At 40.1% G+C, this 22,563-nt stretch carries 35 protein-coding genes; 4 read left to right on the top strand and 31 right to left on the bottom strand.

Annotated features, from left to right (window positions below; genetic code table 11):
* Positions 1 to 4: 4 nt before the first annotated feature.
* The 31 genes from NL42_RS17095 to NL42_RS16945 all read right to left on the bottom strand — a co-directional run bounded on the left by NL42_RS17095 (position 5) and on the right by NL42_RS16945 (position 20,132).
* Positions 5 to 3,043 carry a phage tail protein gene (locus tag NL42_RS17095; protein WP_461313662.1) on the bottom strand — a complete coding sequence of 1,013 codons (3,039 nt, stop codon included), beginning with the start codon at positions 3,041 to 3,043 and terminating at the stop codon, positions 5 to 7.
* A 101-nt stretch (positions 3,044 to 3,144) separates the two neighbouring features.
* Complete coding sequence (locus tag NL42_RS17090; protein ID WP_151799077.1) at positions 3,145 to 3,450, bottom strand: TM2 domain-containing protein; 306 nt, start codon at positions 3,448 to 3,450, stop codon at positions 3,145 to 3,147.
* An 80-nt stretch (positions 3,451 to 3,530) separates the two neighbouring features.
* Entirely contained in the window at positions 3,531 to 3,758 is a 228-nt protein-coding gene (locus NL42_RS17085) for a hypothetical protein (protein ID WP_461313668.1), read from the bottom strand.
* Positions 3,759 to 3,793: 35 nt separating this feature from the next.
* Entirely contained in the window at positions 3,794 to 4,108 is a 315-nt protein-coding gene (locus NL42_RS17080) for a hypothetical protein (protein ID WP_199939773.1), read from the bottom strand.
* A 6-nt stretch (positions 4,109 to 4,114) separates the two neighbouring features.
* Positions 4,115 to 4,882, bottom strand: coding sequence for a hypothetical protein (locus tag NL42_RS17075; protein WP_461313661.1), 768 nt, complete (start codon positions 4,880 to 4,882; stop codon positions 4,115 to 4,117).
* Positions 4,883 to 4,944: 62 nt separating this feature from the next.
* On the bottom strand, positions 4,945 to 5,388 hold the full coding sequence (locus tag NL42_RS17070; RefSeq protein WP_461313660.1) for a hypothetical protein: 444 nt from the start codon (positions 5,386 to 5,388) through the stop codon (positions 4,945 to 4,947).
* Positions 5,381 to 5,863: a hypothetical protein gene (locus tag NL42_RS17065; protein ID WP_461313659.1), complete on the bottom strand. Its 483-nt coding sequence runs from the start codon at positions 5,861 to 5,863 to the stop codon at positions 5,381 to 5,383. Before NL42_RS17065 ends, NL42_RS17070 begins: the two co-directional genes overlap by 8 nt.
* Before the next feature lie 7 nt (positions 5,864 to 5,870).
* The gene (locus NL42_RS17060; protein WP_461313658.1) at positions 5,871 to 6,062 is read right to left on the bottom strand and encodes a hypothetical protein; all 192 of its coding nucleotides are present in this window, start codon (positions 6,060 to 6,062) and stop codon (positions 5,871 to 5,873) included.
* Between the two features lie 9 nt (positions 6,063 to 6,071).
* The gene (locus NL42_RS17055; protein ID WP_151799084.1) at positions 6,072 to 6,455 is read right to left on the bottom strand and encodes a DUF4054 domain-containing protein; all 384 of its coding nucleotides are present in this window, start codon (positions 6,453 to 6,455) and stop codon (positions 6,072 to 6,074) included.
* A 9-nt stretch (positions 6,456 to 6,464) separates the two neighbouring features.
* On the bottom strand, positions 6,465 to 6,842 hold the full coding sequence (locus tag NL42_RS17050; protein WP_461313657.1) for a hypothetical protein: 378 nt from the start codon (positions 6,840 to 6,842) through the stop codon (positions 6,465 to 6,467).
* Between the two features lie 13 nt (positions 6,843 to 6,855).
* On the bottom strand, positions 6,856 to 7,851 hold the full coding sequence (locus NL42_RS17045) for a DUF2184 domain-containing protein (protein WP_461313656.1): 996 nt from the start codon (positions 7,849 to 7,851) through the stop codon (positions 6,856 to 6,858).
* Between the two features lie 6 nt (positions 7,852 to 7,857).
* On the bottom strand, positions 7,858 to 8,328 hold the full coding sequence (locus NL42_RS17040; protein WP_461313655.1) for a structural cement protein Gp24: 471 nt from the start codon (positions 8,326 to 8,328) through the stop codon (positions 7,858 to 7,860).
* Positions 8,329 to 8,343: 15 nt separating this feature from the next.
* Positions 8,344 to 9,528 carry a DUF2213 domain-containing protein gene (locus tag NL42_RS17035; protein WP_461313654.1) on the bottom strand — a complete coding sequence of 395 codons (1,185 nt, stop codon included), beginning with the start codon at positions 9,526 to 9,528 and terminating at the stop codon, positions 8,344 to 8,346.
* A 53-nt stretch (positions 9,529 to 9,581) separates the two neighbouring features.
* Positions 9,582 to 10,628: a PHD finger domain-containing protein gene (locus NL42_RS17030; RefSeq protein WP_461313653.1), complete on the bottom strand. Its 1,047-nt coding sequence runs from the start codon at positions 10,626 to 10,628 to the stop codon at positions 9,582 to 9,584.
* Positions 10,629 to 10,689: 61 nt separating this feature from the next.
* A complete protein-coding gene (locus NL42_RS17025) occupies positions 10,690 to 11,502 on the bottom strand; it encodes a phage head morphogenesis protein (protein WP_461313652.1) in 813 nt (270 codons plus the stop codon).
* A complete protein-coding gene (locus NL42_RS17020) occupies positions 11,447 to 12,781 on the bottom strand; it encodes a DUF1073 domain-containing protein (RefSeq protein WP_461313651.1) in 1,335 nt (444 codons plus the stop codon). The genes NL42_RS17025 and NL42_RS17020 overlap by 56 nt, the downstream gene beginning before the upstream one ends.
* A gap of 8 nt (positions 12,782 to 12,789) precedes the next feature.
* On the bottom strand, positions 12,790 to 14,316 hold the full coding sequence (gene terL / locus NL42_RS17015; protein ID WP_461313650.1) for a phage terminase large subunit: 1,527 nt from the start codon (positions 14,314 to 14,316) through the stop codon (positions 12,790 to 12,792).
* Entirely contained in the window at positions 14,294 to 14,770 is a 477-nt protein-coding gene (locus NL42_RS17010; protein WP_284074183.1) for a DUF2280 domain-containing protein, read from the bottom strand. Before NL42_RS17010 ends, terL begins: the two co-directional genes overlap by 23 nt.
* Positions 14,771 to 14,828: 58 nt before the next feature.
* Positions 14,829 to 15,470, bottom strand: a complete 642-nt coding sequence (locus NL42_RS17005; RefSeq protein ID WP_461313649.1) for a putative metallopeptidase — start codon at positions 15,468 to 15,470, stop codon at positions 14,829 to 14,831.
* Positions 15,439 to 15,867, bottom strand: a complete 429-nt coding sequence (locus NL42_RS17000) for a hypothetical protein (RefSeq protein WP_461313648.1) — start codon at positions 15,865 to 15,867, stop codon at positions 15,439 to 15,441. Before NL42_RS17000 ends, NL42_RS17005 begins: the two co-directional genes overlap by 32 nt.
* 13 nt (positions 15,868 to 15,880) lie before the next feature.
* Positions 15,881 to 16,072 (bottom strand): hypothetical protein, encoded by a 192-nt coding sequence (locus tag NL42_RS16995; protein WP_461313647.1) that lies wholly within the window; start codon positions 16,070 to 16,072, stop codon positions 15,881 to 15,883.
* 59 nt (positions 16,073 to 16,131) lie between these two features.
* Positions 16,132 to 16,362, bottom strand: a complete 231-nt coding sequence (locus NL42_RS16990) for a hypothetical protein (protein ID WP_461313646.1) — start codon at positions 16,360 to 16,362, stop codon at positions 16,132 to 16,134.
* A gap of 113 nt (positions 16,363 to 16,475) precedes the next feature.
* Positions 16,476 to 16,655, bottom strand: a complete 180-nt coding sequence (locus tag NL42_RS16985) for a hypothetical protein (protein ID WP_461313645.1) — start codon at positions 16,653 to 16,655, stop codon at positions 16,476 to 16,478.
* Positions 16,656 to 16,884: 229 nt separating this feature from the next.
* Positions 16,885 to 17,055, bottom strand: coding sequence for a hypothetical protein (locus NL42_RS16980; protein WP_311085578.1), 171 nt, complete (start codon positions 17,053 to 17,055; stop codon positions 16,885 to 16,887).
* Positions 17,056 to 17,057: 2 nt separating this feature from the next.
* Positions 17,058 to 17,498 (bottom strand): hypothetical protein, encoded by a 441-nt coding sequence (locus NL42_RS16975; protein ID WP_461313644.1) that lies wholly within the window; start codon positions 17,496 to 17,498, stop codon positions 17,058 to 17,060.
* Positions 17,495 to 17,899, bottom strand: a complete 405-nt coding sequence (locus NL42_RS16970; RefSeq protein ID WP_461313643.1) for a DUF559 domain-containing protein — start codon at positions 17,897 to 17,899, stop codon at positions 17,495 to 17,497. The genes NL42_RS16975 and NL42_RS16970 overlap by 4 nt, the downstream gene beginning before the upstream one ends.
* The gene (locus tag NL42_RS16965) at positions 17,896 to 18,009 is read right to left on the bottom strand and encodes a putative phage replication protein (RefSeq protein ID WP_461313642.1); all 114 of its coding nucleotides are present in this window, start codon (positions 18,007 to 18,009) and stop codon (positions 17,896 to 17,898) included. The genes NL42_RS16970 and NL42_RS16965 overlap by 4 nt, the downstream gene beginning before the upstream one ends.
* Complete coding sequence (locus tag NL42_RS16960; RefSeq protein ID WP_461313641.1) at positions 18,006 to 18,965, bottom strand: helix-turn-helix domain-containing protein; 960 nt, start codon at positions 18,963 to 18,965, stop codon at positions 18,006 to 18,008. Before NL42_RS16960 ends, NL42_RS16965 begins: the two co-directional genes overlap by 4 nt.
* Positions 18,962 to 19,291 carry a hypothetical protein gene (locus tag NL42_RS16955; RefSeq protein WP_461313640.1) on the bottom strand — a complete coding sequence of 110 codons (330 nt, stop codon included), beginning with the start codon at positions 19,289 to 19,291 and terminating at the stop codon, positions 18,962 to 18,964. The genes NL42_RS16960 and NL42_RS16955 overlap by 4 nt, the downstream gene beginning before the upstream one ends.
* A gap of 49 nt (positions 19,292 to 19,340) precedes the next feature.
* Positions 19,341 to 19,841 carry a phage regulatory CII family protein gene (locus tag NL42_RS16950; protein WP_461313639.1) on the bottom strand — a complete coding sequence of 167 codons (501 nt, stop codon included), beginning with the start codon at positions 19,839 to 19,841 and terminating at the stop codon, positions 19,341 to 19,343.
* Positions 19,842 to 19,910: 69 nt separating this feature from the next.
* Complete coding sequence (locus tag NL42_RS16945; protein ID WP_447602201.1) at positions 19,911 to 20,132, bottom strand: XRE family transcriptional regulator; 222 nt, start codon at positions 20,130 to 20,132, stop codon at positions 19,911 to 19,913.
* Between the two features lie 126 nt (positions 20,133 to 20,258).
* Here NL42_RS16945 and NL42_RS16940 point away from each other — a divergent pair, with 126 nt between their 5' ends.
* The 4 genes from NL42_RS16940 (at position 20,259) to NL42_RS16925 (ending at position 22,429) form a co-directional block, all read left to right on the top strand.
* Positions 20,259 to 21,047 (top strand): LexA family transcriptional regulator, encoded by a 789-nt coding sequence (locus tag NL42_RS16940; RefSeq protein ID WP_461313638.1) that lies wholly within the window; start codon positions 20,259 to 20,261, stop codon positions 21,045 to 21,047.
* Positions 21,048 to 21,158: 111 nt separating this feature from the next.
* The gene (locus NL42_RS16935; RefSeq protein ID WP_461313637.1) at positions 21,159 to 21,461 is read left to right on the top strand and encodes a hypothetical protein; all 303 of its coding nucleotides are present in this window, start codon (positions 21,159 to 21,161) and stop codon (positions 21,459 to 21,461) included.
* Between the two features lie 181 nt (positions 21,462 to 21,642).
* On the top strand, positions 21,643 to 21,858 hold the full coding sequence (locus tag NL42_RS16930; protein ID WP_461313636.1) for a hypothetical protein: 216 nt from the start codon (positions 21,643 to 21,645) through the stop codon (positions 21,856 to 21,858).
* 52 nt (positions 21,859 to 21,910) lie between these two features.
* Positions 21,911 to 22,429, top strand: a complete 519-nt coding sequence (locus NL42_RS16925; RefSeq protein ID WP_461313635.1) for a hypothetical protein — start codon at positions 21,911 to 21,913, stop codon at positions 22,427 to 22,429.
* Positions 22,430 to 22,563 lie beyond the last annotated feature (134 nt).

Below are 22,563 nucleotides of genomic sequence, written 5' to 3'. Positions count from 1 at the left end.
CCCCTTATTTACCATTCTTACCGAATCCACGAGCGTAACTATTCAAACCATTAGCGACCGCACGACCATTTTTCTTTAATAAACGCTCAATACTTTTTGCATCAACTGCGCTGATATGAATACTCGGTCCAGATCCGCCACCTTCGGCAGCTGCGGCTGCTCCAAAACTCGCACCACTACGCATAGCTTTACCCATTTCACGAATAGTATTCGCATGTTGAGAAGGTAAAACCATTTCGTCTTCATGTAGCTGGGTCACTGGATTTACACCTGATGGAATGTCGTAACCGCCGCGAGCAGATTTAATTTTGCCAGCTAGACCTGCAACTAAACCGAACGCAGCAGCACCGGCACCAACGGCGAGAACTGGACCAATGTATGGAATAGAAACCATGGCTTTAAATGCGCCCGCCATCGCCTCCCAAGCTGACATCATGATGCCTTTGACAGCTTCAGCAGCTTTTAAACCTAAACGAGTTAAACCACCTGCAGCTGTAACACCAGTTCGTGTTGCTTCACCTGCGATCGTTGCCCCCGTTTGAGCCGCTTGGCCAGTTGCTTCAGCCGCTGTTTCTGCACCAACAAAACCAAGTTTACGAGCTAACTTAATTGCTTGGATTCTGAGCCAGCCTTGCAGCTCTTTAGTAGCTGATTGCAATGCAAATGCACCCATGTCAGCAAGTACCGCTTTAGTTGCGTTACTCCATGTCAGTGTGCCATTCATTAAAGATTGAATGCCTTGATCCCAAAGGTTAGAAAGTCGAGAAGTGAAGCCGCCGAACTTAGCCTCAAAGTCTTTCATTTCCGCATCACTAATTAAGCCCATAGACTTAGTGTCAGCAACTTTCTGATCTGTCTCTAAATCAGAAATGTTGTTTGTGATTTGGTTTTGATTACCTTGCTTACCAGTAATACCGGTTTGCTCGTTCTCAAGTGCCAGACGCTCTAAAAGACCTTGCCGCTTAATTTCACGTAATTGACCTTCGAGCTGCTTCTCTAATTGAACCTTACGAACATTAGAAATTTTCTTAGCATCATATTCAGCTTGGATCCGCGCCGCCTCAATTTCATAAAGGCGCTGTGCTTGCTGTTGATAATTGTCGATCTGTTCTTCACGAGCTTTTTTGTATTCCTCAAACTCTTTTAAACGGATAGCAATAATTTTGTCTGAAGCATCCTTTTCAGCTTTGACTTTTGCAGCGGCTTTTTCATCGGCAGTCATCTTAGATTTTTCAATCTCATCTAATGCCTTTTGTAGATCTAAAGCGACTTTCTTTTCTTCGGATGCATATTTATACCGAATATCAGCCAGTGCTTTCGCTGCCTGCTCAGCTTGACGTTGACGCTCTTTAGCCTCTTGCTCAGCTTTAGATTTTGCCGACGATTTAGATTTTCCTTTATCATCCTTTACACCGGTACCAATACCCTTATTTATACTTGGTGGCGGTGCGCCAATTCCAAGTTTTGGAGCATCTGGATTTTCAATTTGTTTTGATGGATCCTTATAAACATAGTTGGTAATTTTTTTACCACCTGCTGATGTTACATCTAGGATTCTTTTCCCAGCCGTAACCAGTGAGTTTGCGGCAGTAGTTGCGCCATTATTCCAACTATTTTTAAGGTCGTTCATTCGGCCTTTCATTTGGTTGGTATAGCGCTCAGTAATACCACCAAGTTGAGATAACCCCCCTACCCAAGCAGCCTTGGCACCCGAAAAATTAAAATGAAGAATGTTATTGACGACACTTCCGAAGGTTTGAAATTTAACTTGCAGAACATCTAACCCGAATTGAATGGTATTTCTCACCATGTCAAAGCCAGCCATTAGACCATTAAATGCAATAATAAGGACTTGGCAAACTGTCACAACAACGGCGCGGATAATTGCAAATGCTGATTGAATTACTACCTGTAGTCCAGTTGCTACAACTCCCAAAGCTCTTAATGCTACAGATACTGCATCCATAAAACTAATTTGTGAAACTGAACCGTCTCCAATGTCACTAGTTAAATCTTTCCAAATTCCCCCAATAGTATTGAAGATTTCACCTACAACACTAAAGAGGCTTTCAAGTATTCCAATGATTGACTTAATTGAATCATCAATTCCTTCTTTTGATTCAACGGCAAAACCCAAAAATCTGTTTGCCAGATCATTTAATGCTGGGGCAGCTTGAGCAGCTAAACGTGTTAAAACACCTTGTAAGGTTGATTGGATAGTCTCAAGCGATGAATTAAATTCTTTAGTTGCAGCTATAGCATCATCACTCATGATTACGCCTAGATCATGTGCTTGTTTTGCATATTCCTTTAATTTTTGACCATTGTTATCTAATAAGGGAGCTAATAAGGTCGCATCGTTTGCAATTGCTTCCATATAAAAAGTCATTTCAGCTTGTGAGACATTAGCCTTCTGTAAAGTCTGATAATACTTTTCAAGGATCTGAGGACCTGATAAACCCTGAAACTCTTTTGCAGTTACATTAACTTTTGGAGCAATCTTTTCAAAGAAGTCGGCCATTTCTCCGCCGCCAGTTTGCATAAAATCGCCAAATTTATCGTTTACATCCTTCATGATGTCCGAAAGTTTATCTTGCTCTACATTTACTTTTTTTGCTGCAAATGCCCACTCTTGAAATTCTGTAGTATTTGCATTTGCTAAACGAGCTTGGATTTCTAATTCTTTTGAAGCTTTACCCACAGCAGATACAAGATCTGGAATTGCCGCCACGCCATCAGCCACACTTCTAGCAATTTCCTGACCTATCCCAAGTAAGAACCCACCTTTAATTAGCGAGAATCCGCCAGTTAAAGAATCTTTAATATCATTGCCAACATTCTTAAACTTATCTGAAATATTATTGGCAAACTTATTAAGCTCCGATCGCACACTAGTTAGATCAATTTTAAGATCAATACCTTGACTGGCATTTTCAATTTTCTTTGAAGAATCTGATACTATTTTTTCTGCATCTTTCATCCCCTCTTTTAGTTCAGAGGTCTTGGCACCGACATGAACTTCAACACGGTTATTATTTGCCATAACTTCCTCACAGGCATAAAAAAGCCCCATCAAAGGGGCTGTTTAGAAATAAAAAAGCCTTGCAACTGCAAGGCTTTAAAAGGTTGATTATGGCAAATTAATTAACCATATTTTTTTGCAAAATCTTCATCTGAACTACAGAGATATAGGATGCCCTCAATAAAGGCAATAATTGCTGGAATAAATGTCCAGCAGAAAATGAGATATAAAATACCTTGACCGACTCTACCCAAATAGAATTTATGAGCCCCAAACCCACCTAGAAGCAAAGCAAATACGCCAGCAGCTACCTTACTTTTTTGCCCAGTGATTCTAACATCTTGCTGTCTTACACCACATTTAGGGCAAATTTCTGCACGAACATCAATTTGTTGGCCACAGGCATAACAAAATTTTGTTTGAGTCATAATTTCACCAATTATTTTAAAGTCCTTACAATTTAACAAACTGGTTACTTAATGTCACATTTAAATTTATAAGGGCAGCCTTAACCACCCTGAGGGAAACTTTCTAATACTTTCAGCATATCGTCTTCGTCATCATCTGATACGGTGATGGCTTGTGGTGTCTCTTCAATTCCAGCGAATGCTTCCAAGATACGGCAAAGACGCTGTATTCCTATATGCGCGGGAGGGTTACTTTGCTGATACGCACTTAATGCTCTTAATCTAGGTAGATCCATTTCATCACGTACATAGTCGTAATCTTTACCCATGGTTAGCACTAAATGCGTGTAAAGCTCCTCCCAATCTATTCCCCCGAGCCACCTGCTGCACTGTCATCATTCCCTTTAAGACCAGACACAGACATTACAGCTTCCATAACCTCAGTGAGTTGATCCATATAAATCATTTCAGCAACATCATCACGTGTGATATCTGGGTAATTTCGCTTAAGCGACTTAAACGCAACATCAATCACAGTGCCAACATCATCGGGCTTAAATGCTTGAAGAGCTGGCAATAACTTTTCAACCGCACCAAGTGACAATGGAGCAAATACAAATGGCTGACCATCAATAATAATTGTAGAACCACGTGGGTTTTCAACTTGCTTAAATTGCATTTGCTATTACTCCGATAAATCGATTTTGAAAACACGGTTAAGATCATCAGCCATAGGCTGAAATTCAAACTCAGGGATGTCGTAATCGTCCTGTTTTGAACTGAATCCGAGCTTGTTACTGGTACAACGATAGAAATTCATGTGCATGAACTTTCCCTTGTAATCCCGCTGAAGATCCAAGGCAAATTCAGGGGTATAGCCCATATCTAAGTTAGACACGGTGATTGACTTGCCACCTGCTACTGTTGCGGAATATCTGAAGCTTATGAATACAATCTTGCCAACTTCAGCAGTAGCAAAAGTGTATGCTCCTGTCGCGTTATCAACGCTGTATTCTCCTGTTTTTGGCGCTGAGGCTACACGCTTTAGTGGAATAGCCTTCCCATCTGTAACACCTAAATCCTTAACAAATGTGCCAGCATTAGGAACGACTGGAGTAACCAATCCACCCGCTAAAATAGTTTCACCATTAATGGTTTGAGATACTGTCTCGACTCCACCTTCAGCAACAACACCACCGAAGAAAATAGAATTTAATAAGGTTCCATTAATTCGCCCGAACGATGCTTTGCCCTTAATTGAGCCTTTACCACGGGCAGCGTCCACGGCGAACTGTCCACGACCAAAGAGTTCTTTTAAATCGAAACTAATATCGACACCAACAGACTGTAATACCCCTACCTCAACTGGTGTGGGATTGCTAATTGGCTGCCCGTAAACGTCTTGAATCGGTGTAGCAAAGATCTTGCCGGCACCAAATAAATATTGAGCCATTTATTTTGACCTCTCTAAAATGACAAAACCGCCATCGAGGCGGTCATAAAATGAATGTTTTGTTAATTGGTTGTGAGGATCCGGATAGGGATAATTGCAATCGCCTGATCATCCAGCATGTTTTCAACGGCTTCATACACTTCTATTGTGCCCTCGATCCAGCAATGTTCCACCAAACCACCTAAGGTTTGATATTCGCTAAATTCTGGATGGTCTGGCTGAATAGCTTCACGTACACGATCGATGAAAATATTCATCTGTGATGATGGTGGTTTATCCCTATCAGCCTCATGGATATAGAGATAAACCTCGGCGGCTAGTTCAACTTTTGAATCTAAACCATGTACTGGTACTTCTAGCTGATTTCCTTGTGTAATAAACATGGCTGGGCGTTGTTCTGCTGTCACATGATTGAAGTGTCGTAAACGGCGACTGACCGTAATTAGCCCTTCAACCCGTGTGCTTAACTGATCAAACAATGCTTGATAGATTGCTTCACTATCCACCTGCTATACCCCGCTGAACTGCTGCATCAATATTTTTCGGTACAATCTTGGCTACCATATCCAGTGAATCACGCATGAACCGTAACTCACTAAATTTAACTTTTCTTGAATGGGCCTTAATATTGACTTGAACTGACGATATAGGCCTGCCAAAAGCCTGCTTAATTGTTCTTAGGTGTGCTTTAACCCCCAAAGAACCTTTTAAACCAAACTCATGGGCAAAAGCATAAGGTACCAAAGCGCCACCAGCTCCTACCGTTCCCTCTATCGAATCCTTATCCTCGTCCACTTTAGATGAAACTGAACCACGTAAGCGACCAGACTGAACCTTCAGCCTTTGACCACTCAACATGTCTTCCTGAATCGTTCGCTGTAAGCGCAAAGTAAGAGCAGTAATCGTGCGTCTTACTTCAAATCTAATGCGATCATTCATCTCATCAAAGTTGACTCGAGTCTCAACACGATTATCACTCATTGCCTATTTACTCTTTTGCGGAGGCTACCGATTTCTTTGGTTCAATCACTTCGACAAAACGCTCAAAACCTAAGGGCTTTAAAATATGGATAATGTCATTATCAGATTCTAAAACGCCGTTTTTGATATCTAGGCTTTGACCAGCAATATCGATTTTTGTTGGCTTATAGCCTTCGGGTGCCTGATATTTAAAAGGCATGTGATTCTCCTATACAACAAAAACACCAACGCCTAAACGATTAGGGTTTGTGCCTTCGTCATCAATTGGAATTGAATTTTTTAATGCAAGGTAGCGTTGGCCATACATGCTGAGATCATAGAAAGCTTCTTTCGATGATCGTGAATAACTCACGCTTTGGCCCGCAATAGTCATGCTCGATGCGGTACCAAAAGCAGCACCATTGCCGCTAGTAGTACCTACTTTAAGAATATGTGCTGCATATAGACCTACAGCACGTTCCTTTAATGCCCCGAACTCAATTTGTGATACAACGAGCTCAGCCTCTTCTAAGGCATCCTGAATTTTATCATTAGACAAATTTGCCAAGGCTGTATCAGAAGAGTACTTCTGGCGAAACGTTTGTACGTCCATAGGTCCACCTTATTCCTTAGCCTGTGCTAACTTAGCTTGTAGCTGCTCAAGTGTTTCATCTTCACTGAACGTTATTTCAAGCGCTGTTAATTCAGTTCTCACGGCGGCCAAAGCGGCTTCATCTGTTGACTTTTGCTGCTCACCAGCTGCATTGCCACCTTTGCCACCACGGCCACCTGTTTTACCCGCTGCTTTTGTTTCTTCTTCTGGAATTTCCAGAATTTCAAGCTCACCAGATTCAACAAGATGCTTAGCAAACTTATTCTTTTGCAGTTCCTTATGCTGAGCTGCTTCAAGCGCTACGGCGATTCCTGCTGGCAAAGTTGCTACACCTGCGAAAACAAAAGCGGCATTAGAGCCGCTGTATGTGTATGAATATTTAGCCATGTGGTTTTAATCCTTATGCATGGTCAAAGTAACGAAGGGAATCAACACGCTTCAGCCAAACGCCTTGGTATTTGTAGTGACCCGGCACAAGCACATCTAAGCCTTTTGGTTGCGCTGTCAAGAATTCAACGCTGCTTCCTTTGAACTGGATGCATGACGGATCACGACGATAGATGATGGAGCGGTCAGCACCAGCTGTACCTTTGCCATTACCACGACCAGAACCACGGATGGTTAATGGTTTGCCTTGAGTAGCGAAAATATTCTTTTCAGTTATCCAATCAAGGAAAGTCTTACCACCAGAGTCAGCGACAATACGGTTGGAAAGATCCGAATATTGATTCGATGCAAGGATGTAGGTATCAGGTTCAATCGATGCATCACCATCAAACTGATTTGCTGCATCTGCAAGCGATTTATTAAAGTCTGAAAGTACTTGTTCGATTGTTGCAGTAGCCCAGTTGTATTGAGCCGTCACTACCGTTACGCCAGTCTGGTTGAGAAAGCCATTTACCTGACTGAGCTGACCACTTGCATTCGCTGTGGTATAGCCATACCAAGCCACATTCGACATATGTTTTTCAGCAGCCAAGTTTGCAGCCTGAACTTTGTCAGCTTCAAGTGCAAGGTTCATTGTCTGAGCTGTTGCCAACTCTACAATTGAATATTGGTAACCGATTGTGCCGACTCTCACAGGTAATTGCACAGTGTCATATTCCACTTCTGCAAGCGGGATATCATCACCTGTTCCTGAATGGTCCTTACCAATACCAACACCTTTTTTACGAGAGAGGATTTCACCGCCACCATATGCAGCCTTCACATCTGTTACTGGAATGAATTTGGCATAGTCCAGAACTTGTTGAAGCTGTGGAGTGATTTCATTTTGTTCTTCAATCTTAATGAAAAGCTGTGCTAATGCATCCATATTGAACGCATCACCTACCTGTGCCTGAATGGCGTATGAAATCGGCGTTAAGCGTGCTTTCATTTTTATTAATTTGCTCATGTTCTATTAAGCTCCACGAAGATTAAGGAGGGCTAAACCATCGGCACCAGTCACAGTTTCCCATGCTGCACCCGGTAGTAATGTTCCGTCAGTAGCGGCACTTGAAAGTGAACCCAACGGCGCTGTTGTGGTACCGTTTGCAGTTTTCACATAAACAGCAGCTGTAATGTCTGTGATTGGCGCAGTAGGTTTCACCCAAATCGCACCTTCAAACATTACTGGCAACATGTCAGCAGCCTTATAAGCTTCTTTCCCAGCCGCCGTTTTGCCAGTTTTGCCCGCGCCATGGCGTACAATCACACCAAAACGTGTTGGTGTAGCACCAGTAACTGCCGTTACAGATTTGCCATCAGTCGTGCGGACAACCACATCGCCGTCATTAACTAAAGTCGTGCCTGAAAGCGGTAATGACAGTACAACTTCTTTGGCAGTTAAACGGCCACGCTGACCGACTACCGCATTTAATTGCTGAACCATGATTTAAGTTCCCCCTTAAATTGTTTTGTATGCAGCAGACTTGTCATAACCCTTATTTTCTTTAGGGTCCTGATTGTTGTTTTGCTGTTGTTGCTGGTGGTTAAGCGCATCGCCAACTGGATTAGATGGGTGTGTTCCCTTTACAGCAGACAAAGCGCGGAAAGTTGTGTCGATCTGATCTGGCCTAGCATCGCCTACCGATACGTTGCCCAATAAAGCAGTTACCAACGCATCACCCGCTTTAGCCGCAATTACATCGCGTTTGATTTGCTCACATGTGCAGCCTTCGGTTTTAACTGTTGGCACCAATGCCTTAGCATCGGCAATAACAGCGGTACGTTCAGCAGCAGCTTGTTCAAGCTTTTCAGGCGTCATCTGATTCTTTTCCAGATCACCGACTTTCTGCTCAAGAGTTGTTTTATCTGTTTGCAATTGATCTACAACCGCTTGAACTGCGTTTAGTTCATCACCGATCGAAAATTGCTTATCACCAACTTTGAGCTTTGCAGCTTTTAAATTTTCAAGCTGCTCTTGTTGCTGCTTTAATGCATCCGCCAAGGGCTTGTTATCGCCAATGTCAAAACGAATACCGTTTACACTTACTTCCATTGTTTTCCCCTTTGGAGTTTGCTTTTCGTCACCGATGCGGCAATCACCACCACAGCGCCCGTATTTAACAAGTGCTACGTGATTGCCAATAAAGTTAATAAATTTTGCTTGGTACACCGTGCCATCTGGCGCCGTGCCCTGTTCTAAAACTAATGTTGCTGCATAACCAAGCGACATTTCTAATCGCTCGTTGTTTTGGATTAAATCAATGCTGTCTTTATCTTTAATGAGCAAGTCGCCCACTAGATATTCGCCTTCTTGGCGGACGTTCTCACAATAGCCAATGTGATAGTCCTTCCAGTTGGCTGCATTAATTTCATTCTTAGGTGGGTGATAATCTGTAGCATCAGCACCATCCCAACTTTTAATCGCTGCCGGCTTAAATAGTTCTTCTGCGGATGTATAGACGTTAATAGTCTGATCTGCTGAAAAGCCTTCTAAGTTTGGGAACTCATACGCATAGTACTGACGTACCTGAGGTGCTTTTCCCAAGCGAACATTTACACATTTCAAATAACCTTCTGGGGTAAATGAGCGTGTGGATTCACTCGGAGCAAAGTCACCTACCTTGAAGCGGTAAATGTTTTTCATAAATTGCGCTCAATAAAAAACCCACCAAAAGGTGGGTTTATTTAATAAATAATTTACATCCCTGTTCTAGATTTACAATCAATACAAATCCATGTGTCTAAATCTTCATCTCGTTCCCATTCATAAGGTTTTAGGGAGAATTCTTCAAAAGAATTGGAACATATACAACAATGTTCTTCCAACCATTCTTGCCGTTCAATTCTTCCTGAAATAGCTGTAATTTTCTTTTTAATTTCAGGGATAGTTTCGTCAACTAAAGAAAGATGCTTAGTTAACCTTTCCATTTGGACTTTGTAGGCATCAAGTTTTGATAATTCTTGAGATAATTCTAAATGCGCGGATTTCAACTCATCAATACCTGTTGAATTAACAACTAATTTCATCTCATGGGAATTTTTTTGAGAATCTAAATACTCTGACATTTCCTCATATGCTCCCCATGTTTCAATAAACTTAATATTATTCGCGAATTCTCCTAGCACCTCTGTTAATTCTTGAACTTCATTATGAGGACAACAAATTATCTCAATATCAGAATAATTAAATATAAAGGCTTCAGAATTTGCAAATCGCCATTCTCGTTCCCACATGAAACCTTGTTCAGATTTATCATGATCTAAAGGAGTCATTAAAGGTGCGAATTTTTTGAATAGTTCTAGCTCTTCCGAATCCTCAGGTGAATTTTTTAAATTTGCAATCATGCCAATCGCCTCATCATCAATATATAAAGCTGGCCGAACCCCCTTATCTGCAAGTGCTTTTTTTGAAAAACCAATCCCATAGCAGAGATCCTTAAGCCATCTTTTATGACTTTTGTATCGAAAGAAGTCTAGAGAAAAAATTGGTGTTTCGGTGAAACATACTATTTTTTGATCATACCAATCAGCTAATTTTTGCGAAGGTTCAGTAGAGGTAATAACTCCTTGCCCAATTTCACCACTTTGTAAAATTGAAAGAATTGAGTTTTCTGAAGTCATATGAATTAAATATGGAGACATATCACTTTTTTCAAAAGGTTTTAACTCAAGTGTCTTAGTACTAATTTTATGATTGCTCCACTTATAATATATTCCTACTTTTTTAACTGAAGGTAATTTCATTTTAATATCTACGAATAAATAAAATTAGATATTGATAAATTACGAGATAATTTTCAACTAGTTAATCAATTAAAATATCCTCATAGTTAGGCAATGCCGTGCAACGACATCGAATAGGCTGACCGGGATGACCACCATCTGGCGGTGAATCCCATCTAAATGTCTTGCCTTGCTTATGTTGATGATCTGGCCGCACTCGCTCATCTTTGGCCGTTTGCCATGTGTATGTCTCAACACCCATCGAAAGCTGTCTGGCTTGGTTAATTTGGCCGTTAATTTTGCCCATCTGATCACTAGCAATAAGACGTGCTCGATAGTCAGTAGATAAACCCAATTGCTTAATTGCTTTGGCCAACTCTTCATTTGTTTGCCCAGTCTGCAAAGCGTTGGTAATTAATACCTCAAGCTTATCGGCGTATTGCTGCGGAATTGACTTAATCAAACTGACATTAGCCGTAATGTTTAAATCTACCTCGTCCTGAATATCAGCAGCTCGATAGAACGGCGTTAGATCCACACCAATAATTGATTTGGTATGTTCAGCAATTTGTTTATCTACTTCCTTTTGTGTGTCAGTCACAACCTTTTGGGCCAACGGTTGGGAAACCTCAATAACATATTTTGTGAGCTTTTCCCTAAACGTCCACATCATGTCAGAGAACCAAGCATCACCTATGTTTTGGCCTACCGTGGGAATGACTAGATCCCTAGTTTGGTCCTGACAGTATTTTGAAATGGCAAGTAATTGCCGAGTGTAATAAAGCTCAACACGGCGATTTACATGAACAGCTCTAGGCTTGGAAGCTTTACGCCCTTTCTTACGTTTCTTCGCTTGCTGAAGGTGTGGTTTCAGTATCTGTATTATCGTTGTCATTAAGCTTCACCATTGTCTCAAGCCCTTTGATATGCTCTTCGTCAATTACTGAATAAACACCGTCAATAACAAGTTGTTTTGCTATCTGTGGCTCTGTAATGACACCCATTTGAAGATATTTATCGTCACGTTCTGCATTAGCCTTCTCAACCTCAGCACGAACCTTACCGTCTAATTGCCATAACGGGTTAAATACAACGTCTAAGCTTGGAATCTGAAGACCAAACGTAGTTTGAACAATCACTCTTAGAAGCTTTAACATGAAAGGTTTTAATGACCAGACTTGCTTAGTTGCAATACTGTCGTAATAGTTCCTTGTGTCATGCTCGCCTGTTGCGTTCATACCCGCAGGTGATTGACCGAATAACACCGTATATGGCATTTCGGCCGCTCCAGAAGTTTGTATCGAATATTCACGCATAAGATCAGGTAAGCCACCAAAGCTATAAGATTTAGAGTCGTACTCCTCCTCTTTATCTAAAACGATCATGCCGTTTAGACCTTTAAGCAACCCAACACTAAGAAAACGTTCTGCTACACCTTTTAGGTCCTCTTTGATCTTATCAACCAAATGCGGCGTTCTAATCACATCAATTTTAGATTCATGGACTAGACTAGCAGTAGCCTTCTTCACGGCTGCATGATCAAGCAGATCCTCATAGACTTCCTGCAAAATACTTTGAGGCTCTTCATTCACCACATCAGCATGGGCAAATTTAATTAAGCGAGTGTGGTGGATCCGTTGGTTAGACTTGCCATCGAGCTTAAGCTTGTAAAATTCAGGTTGCTTTAGAAGCCCGCCTGCTTCATTTGGAGGTAAGTACTTTGAAGTATCGGCTTCAATCTGCTTTTTCTTCAGTACCGTGAAAAACTCTAAACGACCAATGCTTAACTTATTTAAATCAAATGGTTGATCTAATTCACCGCCGTCCACAGTTCCTAGAAGCACATAGCAAACGCCATATAAGCGAGAAAGGACTAAACTAGATAAGAGCACCCTATCTAAGTTAAAAGCCTTACACGCGTCTTTAAGCTTCAATAAATCATTGTCTTGAATCCCTTCGTAGAACCAACCAGCTCGGAGCATGTCACTAGCTGGTCGGTTGACGATTCGCTTAGCTAACCAGTGTTGATATACGGCTTCTAATTGCTCATCAGGAATTACCTTCTTAACGAATGAACCGTGTGATGCCTTGTCACGTTCGGTACCAAGATTTGAGACAAAGTTTGTGTACGCCCCTGCATCGCCAATTGCATCGGGCTTTTTATCTTCAGCCATAATTTCCTCTAATCAAATACAGTTGGCTTGCTCGCTATTGAATCGTTAATTGCATCAATTGTCGGATCCCACTGATCGTCATGGTCATGTGACCAATCAGCAGTGAGCCCTTCAATCTCTTCAACGTAGTTCAATAGCCATGGTGCTTCTGCTGGTAATAAGACTCGGCCATCTTCAACATAAAGAATTACATCCATAGTCCTCGATAACTTGTCATCGCCACGCTGAATAGCCCGAATAGGTAATGTTGTTTCTTTAGCAATGGTTTGAATTAATCCGGTACCACTCGCCTTATCCTCTACGGCCATATATCGAAGCTTGCCGATTTGAGTATTGCCATCTTTGTGTTTTTTAATGAAGTCCTTAGCTACTTTTAAAAGTGCTGGTGCTTCCCATTTGCCGCGCTTTACATCAATGATGTAAAGGTTGTTGTCATAGCCAAGGCCAGCACATATGAACGCAGAAAAGTCATTATGCTTCTTGACCTTCTGAGCTGTATCGGCCCATATTGCACGCCACTTAAGAACAGGTAGATCTAGATAACGTGGGAACCATTCAGCCTTAACCAGATCACCACCCAGCTTTTTAGGAGCTTGCTGATATTGGCTTGCAAAGGTGTAGCGCGATACCGTAGCGCCGTCCTTATCTTGTCCACCCTTTTCGAGCTGCAATAAAGATTGCAATGATTCTTTTAACGGCCAGTAGCTTTGTCGGCCTTTCTCATCACGTTCAACATCTCGTGGAATTTTGCTCTGTATTTTTTCAGGTAACTTACTGATGTACTCATCATCGATAAGCGCGGGAATACTGATCTGTTCCCATGCACCAGGCACATTACCCGTTAGCACAAAGTTAGTCGGATCCTCAACGTGCAAACGCTGCATGATCAAAATGATTGGTGTGTCAGATTTAGCCTTACGCGAGTTGACCGTGTTTAGAATCTTACGGTTAGCTTTACGTCTAGCGGTCTGGCTAAATGCATCCTCGGGCTTTAACGGGTCATCCAGAATAATCGCACCAGTAAAACCTTCATTGGCTAATGTACCGGCACGGCGACCAGTGACCTGACCACCCATTGAGGCTGAATAAACATGACCAGCGTCATATCCATCGACCGTAGTTTTCCAACTCGATTTAGCATCGGTGCTGGTAGATATCTTTACAGGCCATAAATTCTGAAAGTCTTCTGACTTAACAATATTTCTAGCTGTTGCTGAAACATCCTCTACAAGTGATTGTGAGAAAGACAAATACAAAAAGCGTGAACGCGCATTACGCGCTATGCCACGAGCAATAAGGTTTGTTAGTAATTCAGTTTTACCGCTTCCCGGTGGAACGTTAATAACTAGGTTTTTAACCTTGCCAGCAATTACCTCATCAATCTTGTCGGCAATATATTCATGATGCCAATTGACCGAAAACTTAAAGCCCATACGTGGCAAGAAAAAAGCACGTGTGAAAAATAAATGTTCTTTCTCGCACTTAATCCGCTTAGCTTTGGTTTTAACAGGATCAATATTCGTTCTCGAGTTCATCTATCGCCTGCCTTACCTGCTCATCGGTAGCAGTCACATAGGTAATATTTTCGCTTTGTAATGGACCACCGCCAGCGCCTGTAATTTCAGTCTTGTTCGTGTACTTGCCGCCAATATCTTCCGCCGCTTGTTTAAGAATATTCATCGCAGCAACACGGTTTCTACTATGTTTTTGATATTGGTTTTCATAGCGCTGCATGCGTACCGCTAAATTTGAAATTGGTATGGCCTCAGGCTTACCCAAAAACATTTCGCGAGTCTTTTCAAAATCTATTCTTAACTCTTCACTTAGGTTCTCACCCGCCCGTTTAGTTGGGTCGTATTTTTCACATTGCTGCTTTGTAACTTTTATCCCGTATTCTTGGTTGACGAGTTCAGCAGTTTCTGTGGGGGTATTAAATACGGCAAGTGAGCGAACTATAAAGAGTTTCACCTCTTTTTTTAGTGCTGCCATATCATCAATCCTGTCAACCTACGTCAACCTAAATAGACAAAAAAAAGAGCCATAAGGCTCAGGTTATTACGCAGTTCCCACAGCATTTAGAAATGTCTAAATCTGATACAAACGGCGGATTTTTAGCGACTTCAATGAGGCGCTTAACATTCTCATTTGCGCCCCAACGCTTAACAACACCGATAAACTCTTCTACATCGTGGCCAGCTAAATAATGCTTTGGCAGTCCAGTATGATCACTGTAAATAATCTCACCGTCTCCATCACGCTCCACACCTATGTGATAAAGCTCATGTTCAAGCAACGCACAAAACTCGCTATCGTTAGCCTTTTCACAAAAGCTTGCATCGATAGTGATTAAGTAAATTGGCACAAACCCGAACCAATCACGCATTTGCTGCTCTTGGCGGGCTTTCTTCCATCCGCCTTGTTGAAACATAACTTTTTCGCACTGGCCGAGCACCATCCGTCTAGCCCTCGTATAAGCAGTAGAAGCCCATGCAAAAGCCAAGAGCCCCTCATTGTCATGAAGCATCTCAGCGATATGGTCGTGATCTGGATTGTGTAGAGGCCCACCAAGCGTAAGAAAATTAGCTACTACCCAATTTTTTAAGTCTGGTGCAGGTATTAAACGGACTGCTTCCTCTTCTTCGGCCTGATCCATAAAATCAGTTGGAGGGAATGGTCTGATCTGATCCATCTTTCTGTCTCTCTAATAATCCCAGAATCCAGTTTATTGCATAACCCGATTCAATTTGATGAGGTTCAAGGCGCTCAAATTTATAACCCTTATCTAGCGCAAAATCATACTTACATAATGCGTTTGCTATCTTCCTACCTCCGCGACCAACCGCCCATTGACTGCCAGCAATTTCAATTAGAAGCCCTAACTTCACAATATAAAAATCAAATCGCCAATTTTTGGTTGAATCAAATTGAAACTTTCGACGATACCCGATTCGATGTTCTTCTAGTTCTTGAAACAAGGTTTCTTCAGCTTCCAAATATTTTTCTTTAGCCTTAGGCAGTGGTCGACTTTTTGGTTTTGTTTTATGTTCTTTTTTCCGTGTAAGCCAAAAGTATTCTTTATCGTCCATTCTTTAAGCCCCATTAAAGGAAGCCCTCAGGCTTATTGTTGAGCCGAACAATTAATTTATTTTGTATTGCTAAGGTCAAAAAAAAACGCTCATCTAAGTGAGCGACTTCTTCTTGTGTTAGGCCTTTGGTTGTGCAACTGCCTGTGTGATTTAGCTCTTTTTGGAGCTGTCTAATCTCATTAGTGATTTTTTGAAATTCAGTCATACATACTCCAAAAAGAAAAAGCCCACCAAACGGCGGGCTTCTGTTTTATAAATACTAAATTAAGAAAGGTATTTGTATTTTTCGGCTAGATGCTTGCCGGCAATTTCTGTTGTTTCCTTATATGGCAATTCTGCACAAAGCCAAAATCTATATGTATTTTCTCCAACAATATAACTCTGGCGGTTGTATGTTGATTGTTTACTTGCATCTATTTCACTTGCTTCAAAGTAAGTACCTTCGCGGCCCCCTACAACTTCACCGTCCAAGTCACCGCCAATACAAATAAACATTCTAATAATCCTTAAATTTATGAGATCAGCTTAGCACGTAAAGTAAGAAGCCCGCCAATAATCGATATTTAGCGGGGCTTCAAGTGCCGTAATAAGTCCGGCGATTTGGAGAATTACTTAATAACAATACGCCCAATAGCTTGATTAATAGACGGAAAATCATAAAAGCGATACTTTTCTACAAGCAAAATAAACTGATGCGCCAATACAGTTAGGGTATACACCAAGCCGCTAATGAATTGTAAGAATGGATCTGAATCCTGATTTACCTGAACTGATATCTTGATTGACATTTAAAGTCATCCATAAAGTTAAATTATTGATCTTTTATAACCCAATAAAACTATCATTACAAGCACCATAAGTACTCCAAGCTATTGAATAAAATAACAAAAATAACAAATAACAACACTTTCTCAGACAACAAAAAAGCCCACCAAATGATGAGCTTTAATACCAGTGATTCACTTACACTTCGAACACTATAACAAAACTATGCCATATCGCGTTTAAACGGTCAAGCTACTCTTTATATGTAATAAATGCTCGATATCCTTTCTCAGGTTCATATGTGTAACTTACTGAAATTACCTTAAAACCAGAATTTGATAAAGATTGCTCATCAAGCCATGCCTGAACTTTGTTTTTAATACTTGTAGGGTTTTGTGATTTTATCAATTCAGTCTTATACATACTTACACCATTGTTAGAAAGTTATATTTACCAAGAAGGTAGAATCTAGCACAACTAACCATGATATTCACTTGACCTTTAGACTGATTGGTAATTGCTGCAACTGCACTTAAGGATCTGTTCTCAACTTTATGTTTTACTAAACACATCACTGCAAACTTGGTTGTGTAATCACATCTTTCAGATTTAAACACAGTCTTGAGTATTGATTGTATTTGGTCTGCTTCAAAATCATTTATCTCACATCGAATGTAAGATTTACTTTTTGGTAGTTCTTTACTTGATTCACGCATTAACCAGTAAATTTGATTGATATGGAGTCCATCAGGTAAATCACCACCTTTCATACGAACTGTTTCACACCAAGCTCCGAACTGTTCCAACCAACCATCAATATTGTATTTAGACCAATCCATTTGTTTTGTTTTTAATGAAGTACTCATCTTTTACTCACCATTTTCACTATCTGCTGAACCGCTAAACCTGACTTCACTTGCTCTGTACTGAACCGCAAAACTGTAAAACCCATCATTGCTGCTTCATTGTATTTCTCCATATCCCCGATGTACCCTTTCCCTCTTGTATGGCGTCCTCCGCTCCAGACCCCGCCTTCTACCTCAATCAAGATCTTTGTACCCGTTATTAAAAAATCTGCTCTCCATTTACGTGTTGGATGGAATTTGTATTCCTGTTCAAAGCCAATCTTGTGTGTTTTTAAGTGCTGTACTAGCGTTGCCTCACCTTCACTTACGACTCGTTCTTTTTTTACTGAAACACGGCGCTTAGGTTTGCAACGTGGTTTCGCATAAAGACGCTTGTAATCGGCAAGACTAATTGAACTCATTCCTCAACAGCCTCCTTTCTCGCTAACCACCACAAAACCACAGCTCCACTAATAGCTGCTGTAAAAAATGAAATGAGTAAACCCCACGCTAAAATCTCAAATTTATTCATGCCGCTGCTCCTTTGCCCTGTTGAAATCCAACCTGAATAAGGTATGGCATCAATTTTTGTTGTTGCTCAGGATCTGTAAGCTTCACGGCGATACGAGCAGCAAGTTGTTCATAGCTCTCGTTACCTTCGGCGTATTTACTTGCAAATTCAGGAAGTACAGAAAGTTTTTGAGCGAAGGAGTAAATCTGTTTTGAACTAAGGGGGTTTGATTCCCCCTGCGGGACTCGAACCTGTGTTCCAACGTTATGATTCTTTGATTGTTCACGTGCTTGGTATTTGCCACATGCGTTGATTAACCAATCTGCAAAGTGGTAATTCATGAGTTCATCACAAAAATTCTTCTCTGCGTTGTAGAGTTCAAATGCTCGTAACTCACGATCAAACCAATTTGCGTTTTTGATTTGCTCGTAAGTTTCGTGATCAGTTGCCAAAAGAATTTCTTCACCAAGTTTTTTCAGACTCAACCATGTTTTTTTATTTTTAGATTCTATTGATAGATTCTTTGAAAGATTCCGTGTCCCAACGTTGGGACTGTTTGACGGAATTGTTGGGACTCTTTCATGGAATTGTTGGAACTGTTCCGTTGTTGGAACTGTTCCATTGTTGGGACTGTTTAAATCATCATTTCCAGTGTTAAAGTGTAACGTTGTTGGTACTGTTTCTCGGCCCTTAACTCCGTTCAAAAGATATACTTTTATCTGCTTAGTTCTACCTTCGCGCTTACCCGTATCGATAATAAATCCGTCCTCAATTAACTCATCAATAATTTTCAAAACCGTTTTACGGTCCATTTCTGTGTCATCTACCAATCGGGCTACACTCGGAAAACATTCATGAGTTTCGCCAGCTCTATCAGCTAGCGAAAGAAGGACCAATTTTTTAAGCGGTTTTAATGCACCACCCACCTTTTGTTTTTGTCGGGTTTTCCAAGCCCATACAGTAGCGTCTAAGCTCATTTATCCCCCTCTTCATTCATTTGAATGAAAGTGCTACCTAAATATCGGATCCGTTTAGCCCGATATAAGCTTGAGATAATTTGGCCAGCATGACCGAGATAAAGACCATGTTTGCCGTGTTGATCTATCAGTGCTTGCATAAACTCTTCACGTGTTACCGCAGCATTTTTTTCATCACGGTTTTGGCGTGCTAGATTTTTCTTACGGATTTCCAGCAAACCAGATAAAGTTCTTAAAGCTGGCTCATGCCACGACTGATAACTTTGTTGACGCTTTTGCTCGAGCAGATTGTCTTTAGTCGATTGATTTGGTAAATTAGTTTGCATATTCGATTCCTCTAGCAAGTAATTGAATTACTAAGCCTGATGTACGAAATCAGGCTTTTTCATTTCCTAGCGTTGCTGAACATTTTTTCATTTGCTTTAAAGCTGCCTGATCAACTGCCGTGATAAGCTCAATCAAGTTTTGTGTAAGATGGTGGATTTCTTCATATTCCAGCGGCGTAATAATTCCGTCTTCATACGCCTCATAAACAACACTGTTCGCTTTTCCGTTTTTGATGTTGTGCTGCATCATTGCTTCAAAAATTGAAAGCTCATGATGTTTAGAGCTGTCACATGCTACTGGTACTAATGCGTAACCTAACTCATGAGCCCAAACTTTAAGTAATGCAGGGTTCTGAGTGAAAAAGATCATTGCCTCAAGCTTTTTCAAACTTGGCAAATAAGCTGGCATATTCTGGTTGCCGTAATTACAAACTGTGTTATGTGAGTCACCTATTGCTTGAGCAATTTCTTTTGCGGTGCAATTAGGTGTTTTATTTACCATTTGCCAAAGTGCTATTTGTGCATCTTTGCTTAGAGTCATTTCTTGCATTGTGAAATCCCTCATTTCCTTCACATTTATTTTTTAAACCATATGGTTGATACTTTGCCTTGTTAGCTTTTAGGCTGTGGTTGGTTTTCCTAAAAAGAAATCAAAAAGACTCTTGTGAGTTAATTCCGAGTTGCTTGCATTAACCATATTTTGGATGGTTTCCATGCTTGGTTTCTTTCGACCATGGATTAAATGAGTTTCCATATATCTGTATGAAACCTTTGCATTACTACAGAATTGGACCCGCTCACTTTTGCTTAATCCTCGCCAAAATTCATAAAGAGTAGGCATAAATACACCCCAAAGGTAAATTAATTACAAATATACCCTCAAGGTAAATATTATTCAACCTGTCAGGGTATTTATTTTTTCTACCTGTAGGGTATTTTTAAAATCTGATTTATAGGTGTTCTTGTAATGGCTGAACTAAAGACAATTCATGAAATTAGATTTCTTAATGCGAAGAGGCTAATGGAAGAATCTGGTCTCAAACGTAAAGAGTTTGCTGAGAAGATTGATATGTCATATAGCCTGTTGAGTCAGTATTTAGGTAAAAACCCGACCAAAAATATTGGGGATGACACAGCTATAAAAATTGAAGATGCCTTTAATAAGCCGCGTGGTTATCTTGATCAGTCTGACTTGTCTAACTTAACCACTCAAAAAAATGCGGATGTTGTTGAATTTAAAAAATTTGATATAGAAGCATTTAAGAAAAAATACAATATTCCCGATAGTGAAGACGCTGTTAAGTTTGTAGAGACTCCACTTACGTCATTCCCACGTCAAAAAAGATATGTTCCTGTTAAAGCCTATTCAAAAATGGGGATGGATGGCTATTTCACGGATATGGGCTATGAAGGAAATGGCGGGGATGGTTATGTACCTACTCACGCAGCAGGTGAAAATGCATATGGTATCAAAGGAACTGGTGACTCCATGTTCCCTGCCATACGCAATGGTTGGTATGTAGTATGTGATCCTGATGCAGAGCTGGTACCTATGGAATTTGTTCAGGTTTGCCTTAAAGACGGACGATGCACAATTAAAGAGTTTATAGGCATACATAATGATGTCTTAAGCCTTATAGCTGTTAATGGCGGTGAACGTCTTACGTTCAACATGGATGAAGTTGAAAGCATTACCGCCATTACGGATATTGTTCCACCTAGTCAGCACAGACAAGAGCATCCAAATGGCTACTAAAATGATTGGGGGATTTTTCCACTCTATATTTCAACAAAATCAACATGTCAATAATTGGTGTTGTGGTAGCTCATAATTGATTATTTAAGTATTAAATTCCAAGGAAAACTAATGATCGCAACACTTAATAAATCCAAAACTACACTAACGATTAATCGTCAAGAGTTTAAATTGGCATTAGGTAAAATTGGTGCAGGAATTGATAAACAAATTGCCTCTCTTAACAAAGCCAAGCAGAGTTATGACGCTGCTGAAATGGCACGCGAGGTTATTAACGAAGCCAATATTTTTGAAGCTATTATTGAAGGTTTTAACGAAGCAGAAGAAACTAATTTAAAGCTAGCCGATATAACCAATATAGAAGTAGCTCAAGAATGGATTGATGAGTTTTTGGAAAAGTATTCTGGGATATGATGCGATTGAGATAGTGATGCAATGAAAGAAATGATCTTCAAAGCACATACCAAAATCCTTTTACTATTATCTCTATTTACTGGATTTAATCACCACTATTATTTTAATAAATAACATTAAGTTACACCGATAAATCAACAATTTAGTCACCACCCTAATTAGCATAATTATTGATCAAAATATGGAAAAAATTGAAGTTAATTCCCGCAATATCAGCCATGTTCTTTACCAACACTTCTTATTGACGGTAGTACTTAGAACTGGTGAAAGGTTTATTTATAGACTTCTTGAAGCAAGCACATTCAAAGAATTTATTGGATCAGAAGACAAAGATAAATTTTATAGAAGCCATATCGAAACTAATAAAAAATTTAAGCGGATTCAGCTTTTTGTGTAATTGAAACCGTGACCCGAAACGGCCCATTAGAATATATCGGGAGGAGATAATAATGCAGTTTAATTTTTTAGATTTAGACGATGATGTAAGAAAACTAATGTTAGAGGAGGTAAATCTTGATATTTCTAATAACAATTTATATTACAGCAAACGCTTTAATAAAAATGGAATAGATAAATATTCACACTTACTAGTTGAAAGTATTAAAAGTGGTAATGAGCAAACTCTTGCAGATTCAATGAAACAAGAAGATATGTTCAATGCAACCGAAGTACGAAAAAATGGTGTTTCTGCAAAAGTTCCATTTGATGCTAATAAAATTCTAGCGGACGGTGAGTTTAATCGTTTTTATATACGTGCTTTGGCATTGATTGCTATTAATCAAAATAAAAGTCTAGAAGTGTATCGAGCAAAAGAAGTTATCGGTGCACGTAGTGCTTCAATAGCTAAAATCGGAGAAATTGTAGATCCAAATACTGTATTAGAAGACCTAAGAAAAAATATAGGAATTGATACATTTCTAGGTCTACCCAACGGAGTTAATTCAGGATTAAGTGTAAAATTTATTTAATACCATGTAAAAATTAGAGAGCCGTTATCTTGTAAAATATAACCTGCTGCATTCATATGGCTCTCTAACTCATCCATATAAATATCATCTTTTATTGTGCCGTCTTCATTTAAAATATTGGAGATATAAATTCC

It is taken from the genome of Acinetobacter sp. GN11, assembly GCF_054823985.1.
Note: the sequence above shows the minus strand (reverse complement) of the source record. Positions and strands in the feature narration are given on the sequence as shown.

Excerpts from the sequence above, each read along its gene's own strand:
- NL42_RS17095 (WP_461313662.1), bottom strand. The coding sequence starts at position 3,043 with ATGGCAAATAATAACCGTGTTGAAGTTCATGTCGGTGCCAAGACCTCT.
- NL42_RS17090 (WP_151799077.1), bottom strand. The coding sequence starts at position 3,450 with ATGACTCAAACAAAATTTTGTTATGCCTGTGGCCAACAAATTGATGTT.
- NL42_RS17085 (WP_461313668.1), bottom strand. The coding sequence starts at position 3,758 with ATGGGTAAAGATTACGACTATGTACGTGATGAAATGGATCTACCTAGA.
- NL42_RS17080 (WP_199939773.1), bottom strand. The coding sequence starts at position 4,108 with ATGCAATTTAAGCAAGTTGAAAACCCACGTGGTTCTACAATTATTATT.
- NL42_RS17075 (WP_461313661.1), bottom strand. The coding sequence starts at position 4,882 with ATGGCTCAATATTTATTTGGTGCCGGCAAGATCTTTGCTACACCGATT.
- NL42_RS17065 (WP_461313659.1), bottom strand. The coding sequence starts at position 5,863 with ATGAGTGATAATCGTGTTGAGACTCGAGTCAACTTTGATGAGATGAAT.
- NL42_RS17060 (WP_461313658.1), bottom strand. The coding sequence starts at position 6,062 with ATGCCTTTTAAATATCAGGCACCCGAAGGCTATAAGCCAACAAAAATC.
- NL42_RS17055 (WP_151799084.1), bottom strand. The coding sequence starts at position 6,455 with ATGGACGTACAAACGTTTCGCCAGAAGTACTCTTCTGATACAGCCTTG.
- NL42_RS17050 (WP_461313657.1), bottom strand. The coding sequence starts at position 6,842 with ATGGCTAAATATTCATACACATACAGCGGCTCTAATGCCGCTTTTGTT.
- NL42_RS17045 (WP_461313656.1), bottom strand. The coding sequence starts at position 7,851 with ATGAGCAAATTAATAAAAATGAAAGCACGCTTAACGCCGATTTCATAC.
- NL42_RS17040 (WP_461313655.1), bottom strand. The coding sequence starts at position 8,328 with ATGGTTCAGCAATTAAATGCGGTAGTCGGTCAGCGTGGCCGTTTAACT.
- NL42_RS17035 (WP_461313654.1), bottom strand. The coding sequence starts at position 9,528 with ATGAAAAACATTTACCGCTTCAAGGTAGGTGACTTTGCTCCGAGTGAA.
- NL42_RS17030 (WP_461313653.1), bottom strand. The coding sequence starts at position 10,628 with ATGAAATTACCTTCAGTTAAAAAAGTAGGAATATATTATAAGTGGAGC.
- NL42_RS17025 (WP_461313652.1), bottom strand. The coding sequence starts at position 11,502 with ATGACAACGATAATACAGATACTGAAACCACACCTTCAGCAAGCGAAG.
- NL42_RS17020 (WP_461313651.1), bottom strand. The coding sequence starts at position 12,781 with ATGGCTGAAGATAAAAAGCCCGATGCAATTGGCGATGCAGGGGCGTAC.
- terL (WP_461313650.1), bottom strand. The coding sequence starts at position 14,316 with ATGAACTCGAGAACGAATATTGATCCTGTTAAAACCAAAGCTAAGCGG.
- NL42_RS17010 (WP_284074183.1), bottom strand. The coding sequence starts at position 14,770 with ATGGCAGCACTAAAAAAAGAGGTGAAACTCTTTATAGTTCGCTCACTT.
- NL42_RS17005 (WP_461313649.1), bottom strand. The coding sequence starts at position 15,470 with ATGGATCAGATCAGACCATTCCCTCCAACTGATTTTATGGATCAGGCC.
- NL42_RS17000 (WP_461313648.1), bottom strand. The coding sequence starts at position 15,867 with ATGGACGATAAAGAATACTTTTGGCTTACACGGAAAAAAGAACATAAA.
- NL42_RS16995 (WP_461313647.1), bottom strand. The coding sequence starts at position 16,072 with ATGACTGAATTTCAAAAAATCACTAATGAGATTAGACAGCTCCAAAAA.
- NL42_RS16990 (WP_461313646.1), bottom strand. The coding sequence starts at position 16,362 with ATGTTTATTTGTATTGGCGGTGACTTGGACGGTGAAGTTGTAGGGGGC.
- NL42_RS16985 (WP_461313645.1), bottom strand. The coding sequence starts at position 16,655 with ATGTCAATCAAGATATCAGTTCAGGTAAATCAGGATTCAGATCCATTC.
- NL42_RS16980 (WP_311085578.1), bottom strand. The coding sequence starts at position 17,055 with ATGTATAAGACTGAATTGATAAAATCACAAAACCCTACAAGTATTAAA.
- NL42_RS16975 (WP_461313644.1), bottom strand. The coding sequence starts at position 17,498 with ATGAGTACTTCATTAAAAACAAAACAAATGGATTGGTCTAAATACAAT.
- NL42_RS16970 (WP_461313643.1), bottom strand. The coding sequence starts at position 17,899 with ATGAGTTCAATTAGTCTTGCCGATTACAAGCGTCTTTATGCGAAACCA.
- NL42_RS16965 (WP_461313642.1), bottom strand. The coding sequence starts at position 18,009 with ATGAATAAATTTGAGATTTTAGCGTGGGGTTTACTCATTTCATTTTTT.
- NL42_RS16960 (WP_461313641.1), bottom strand. The coding sequence starts at position 18,965 with ATGAGCTTAGACGCTACTGTATGGGCTTGGAAAACCCGACAAAAACAA.
- NL42_RS16955 (WP_461313640.1), bottom strand. The coding sequence starts at position 19,291 with ATGCAAACTAATTTACCAAATCAATCGACTAAAGACAATCTGCTCGAG.
- NL42_RS16950 (WP_461313639.1), bottom strand. The coding sequence starts at position 19,841 with ATGCAAGAAATGACTCTAAGCAAAGATGCACAAATAGCACTTTGGCAA.
- NL42_RS16945 (WP_447602201.1), bottom strand. The coding sequence starts at position 20,132 with ATGCCTACTCTTTATGAATTTTGGCGAGGATTAAGCAAAAGTGAGCGG.
- NL42_RS16940 (WP_461313638.1), top strand. The coding sequence starts at position 20,259 with ATGGCTGAACTAAAGACAATTCATGAAATTAGATTTCTTAATGCGAAG.
- NL42_RS16935 (WP_461313637.1), top strand. The coding sequence starts at position 21,159 with ATGATCGCAACACTTAATAAATCCAAAACTACACTAACGATTAATCGT.
- NL42_RS16930 (WP_461313636.1), top strand. The coding sequence starts at position 21,643 with ATGGAAAAAATTGAAGTTAATTCCCGCAATATCAGCCATGTTCTTTAC.
- NL42_RS16925 (WP_461313635.1), top strand. The coding sequence starts at position 21,911 with ATGCAGTTTAATTTTTTAGATTTAGACGATGATGTAAGAAAACTAATG.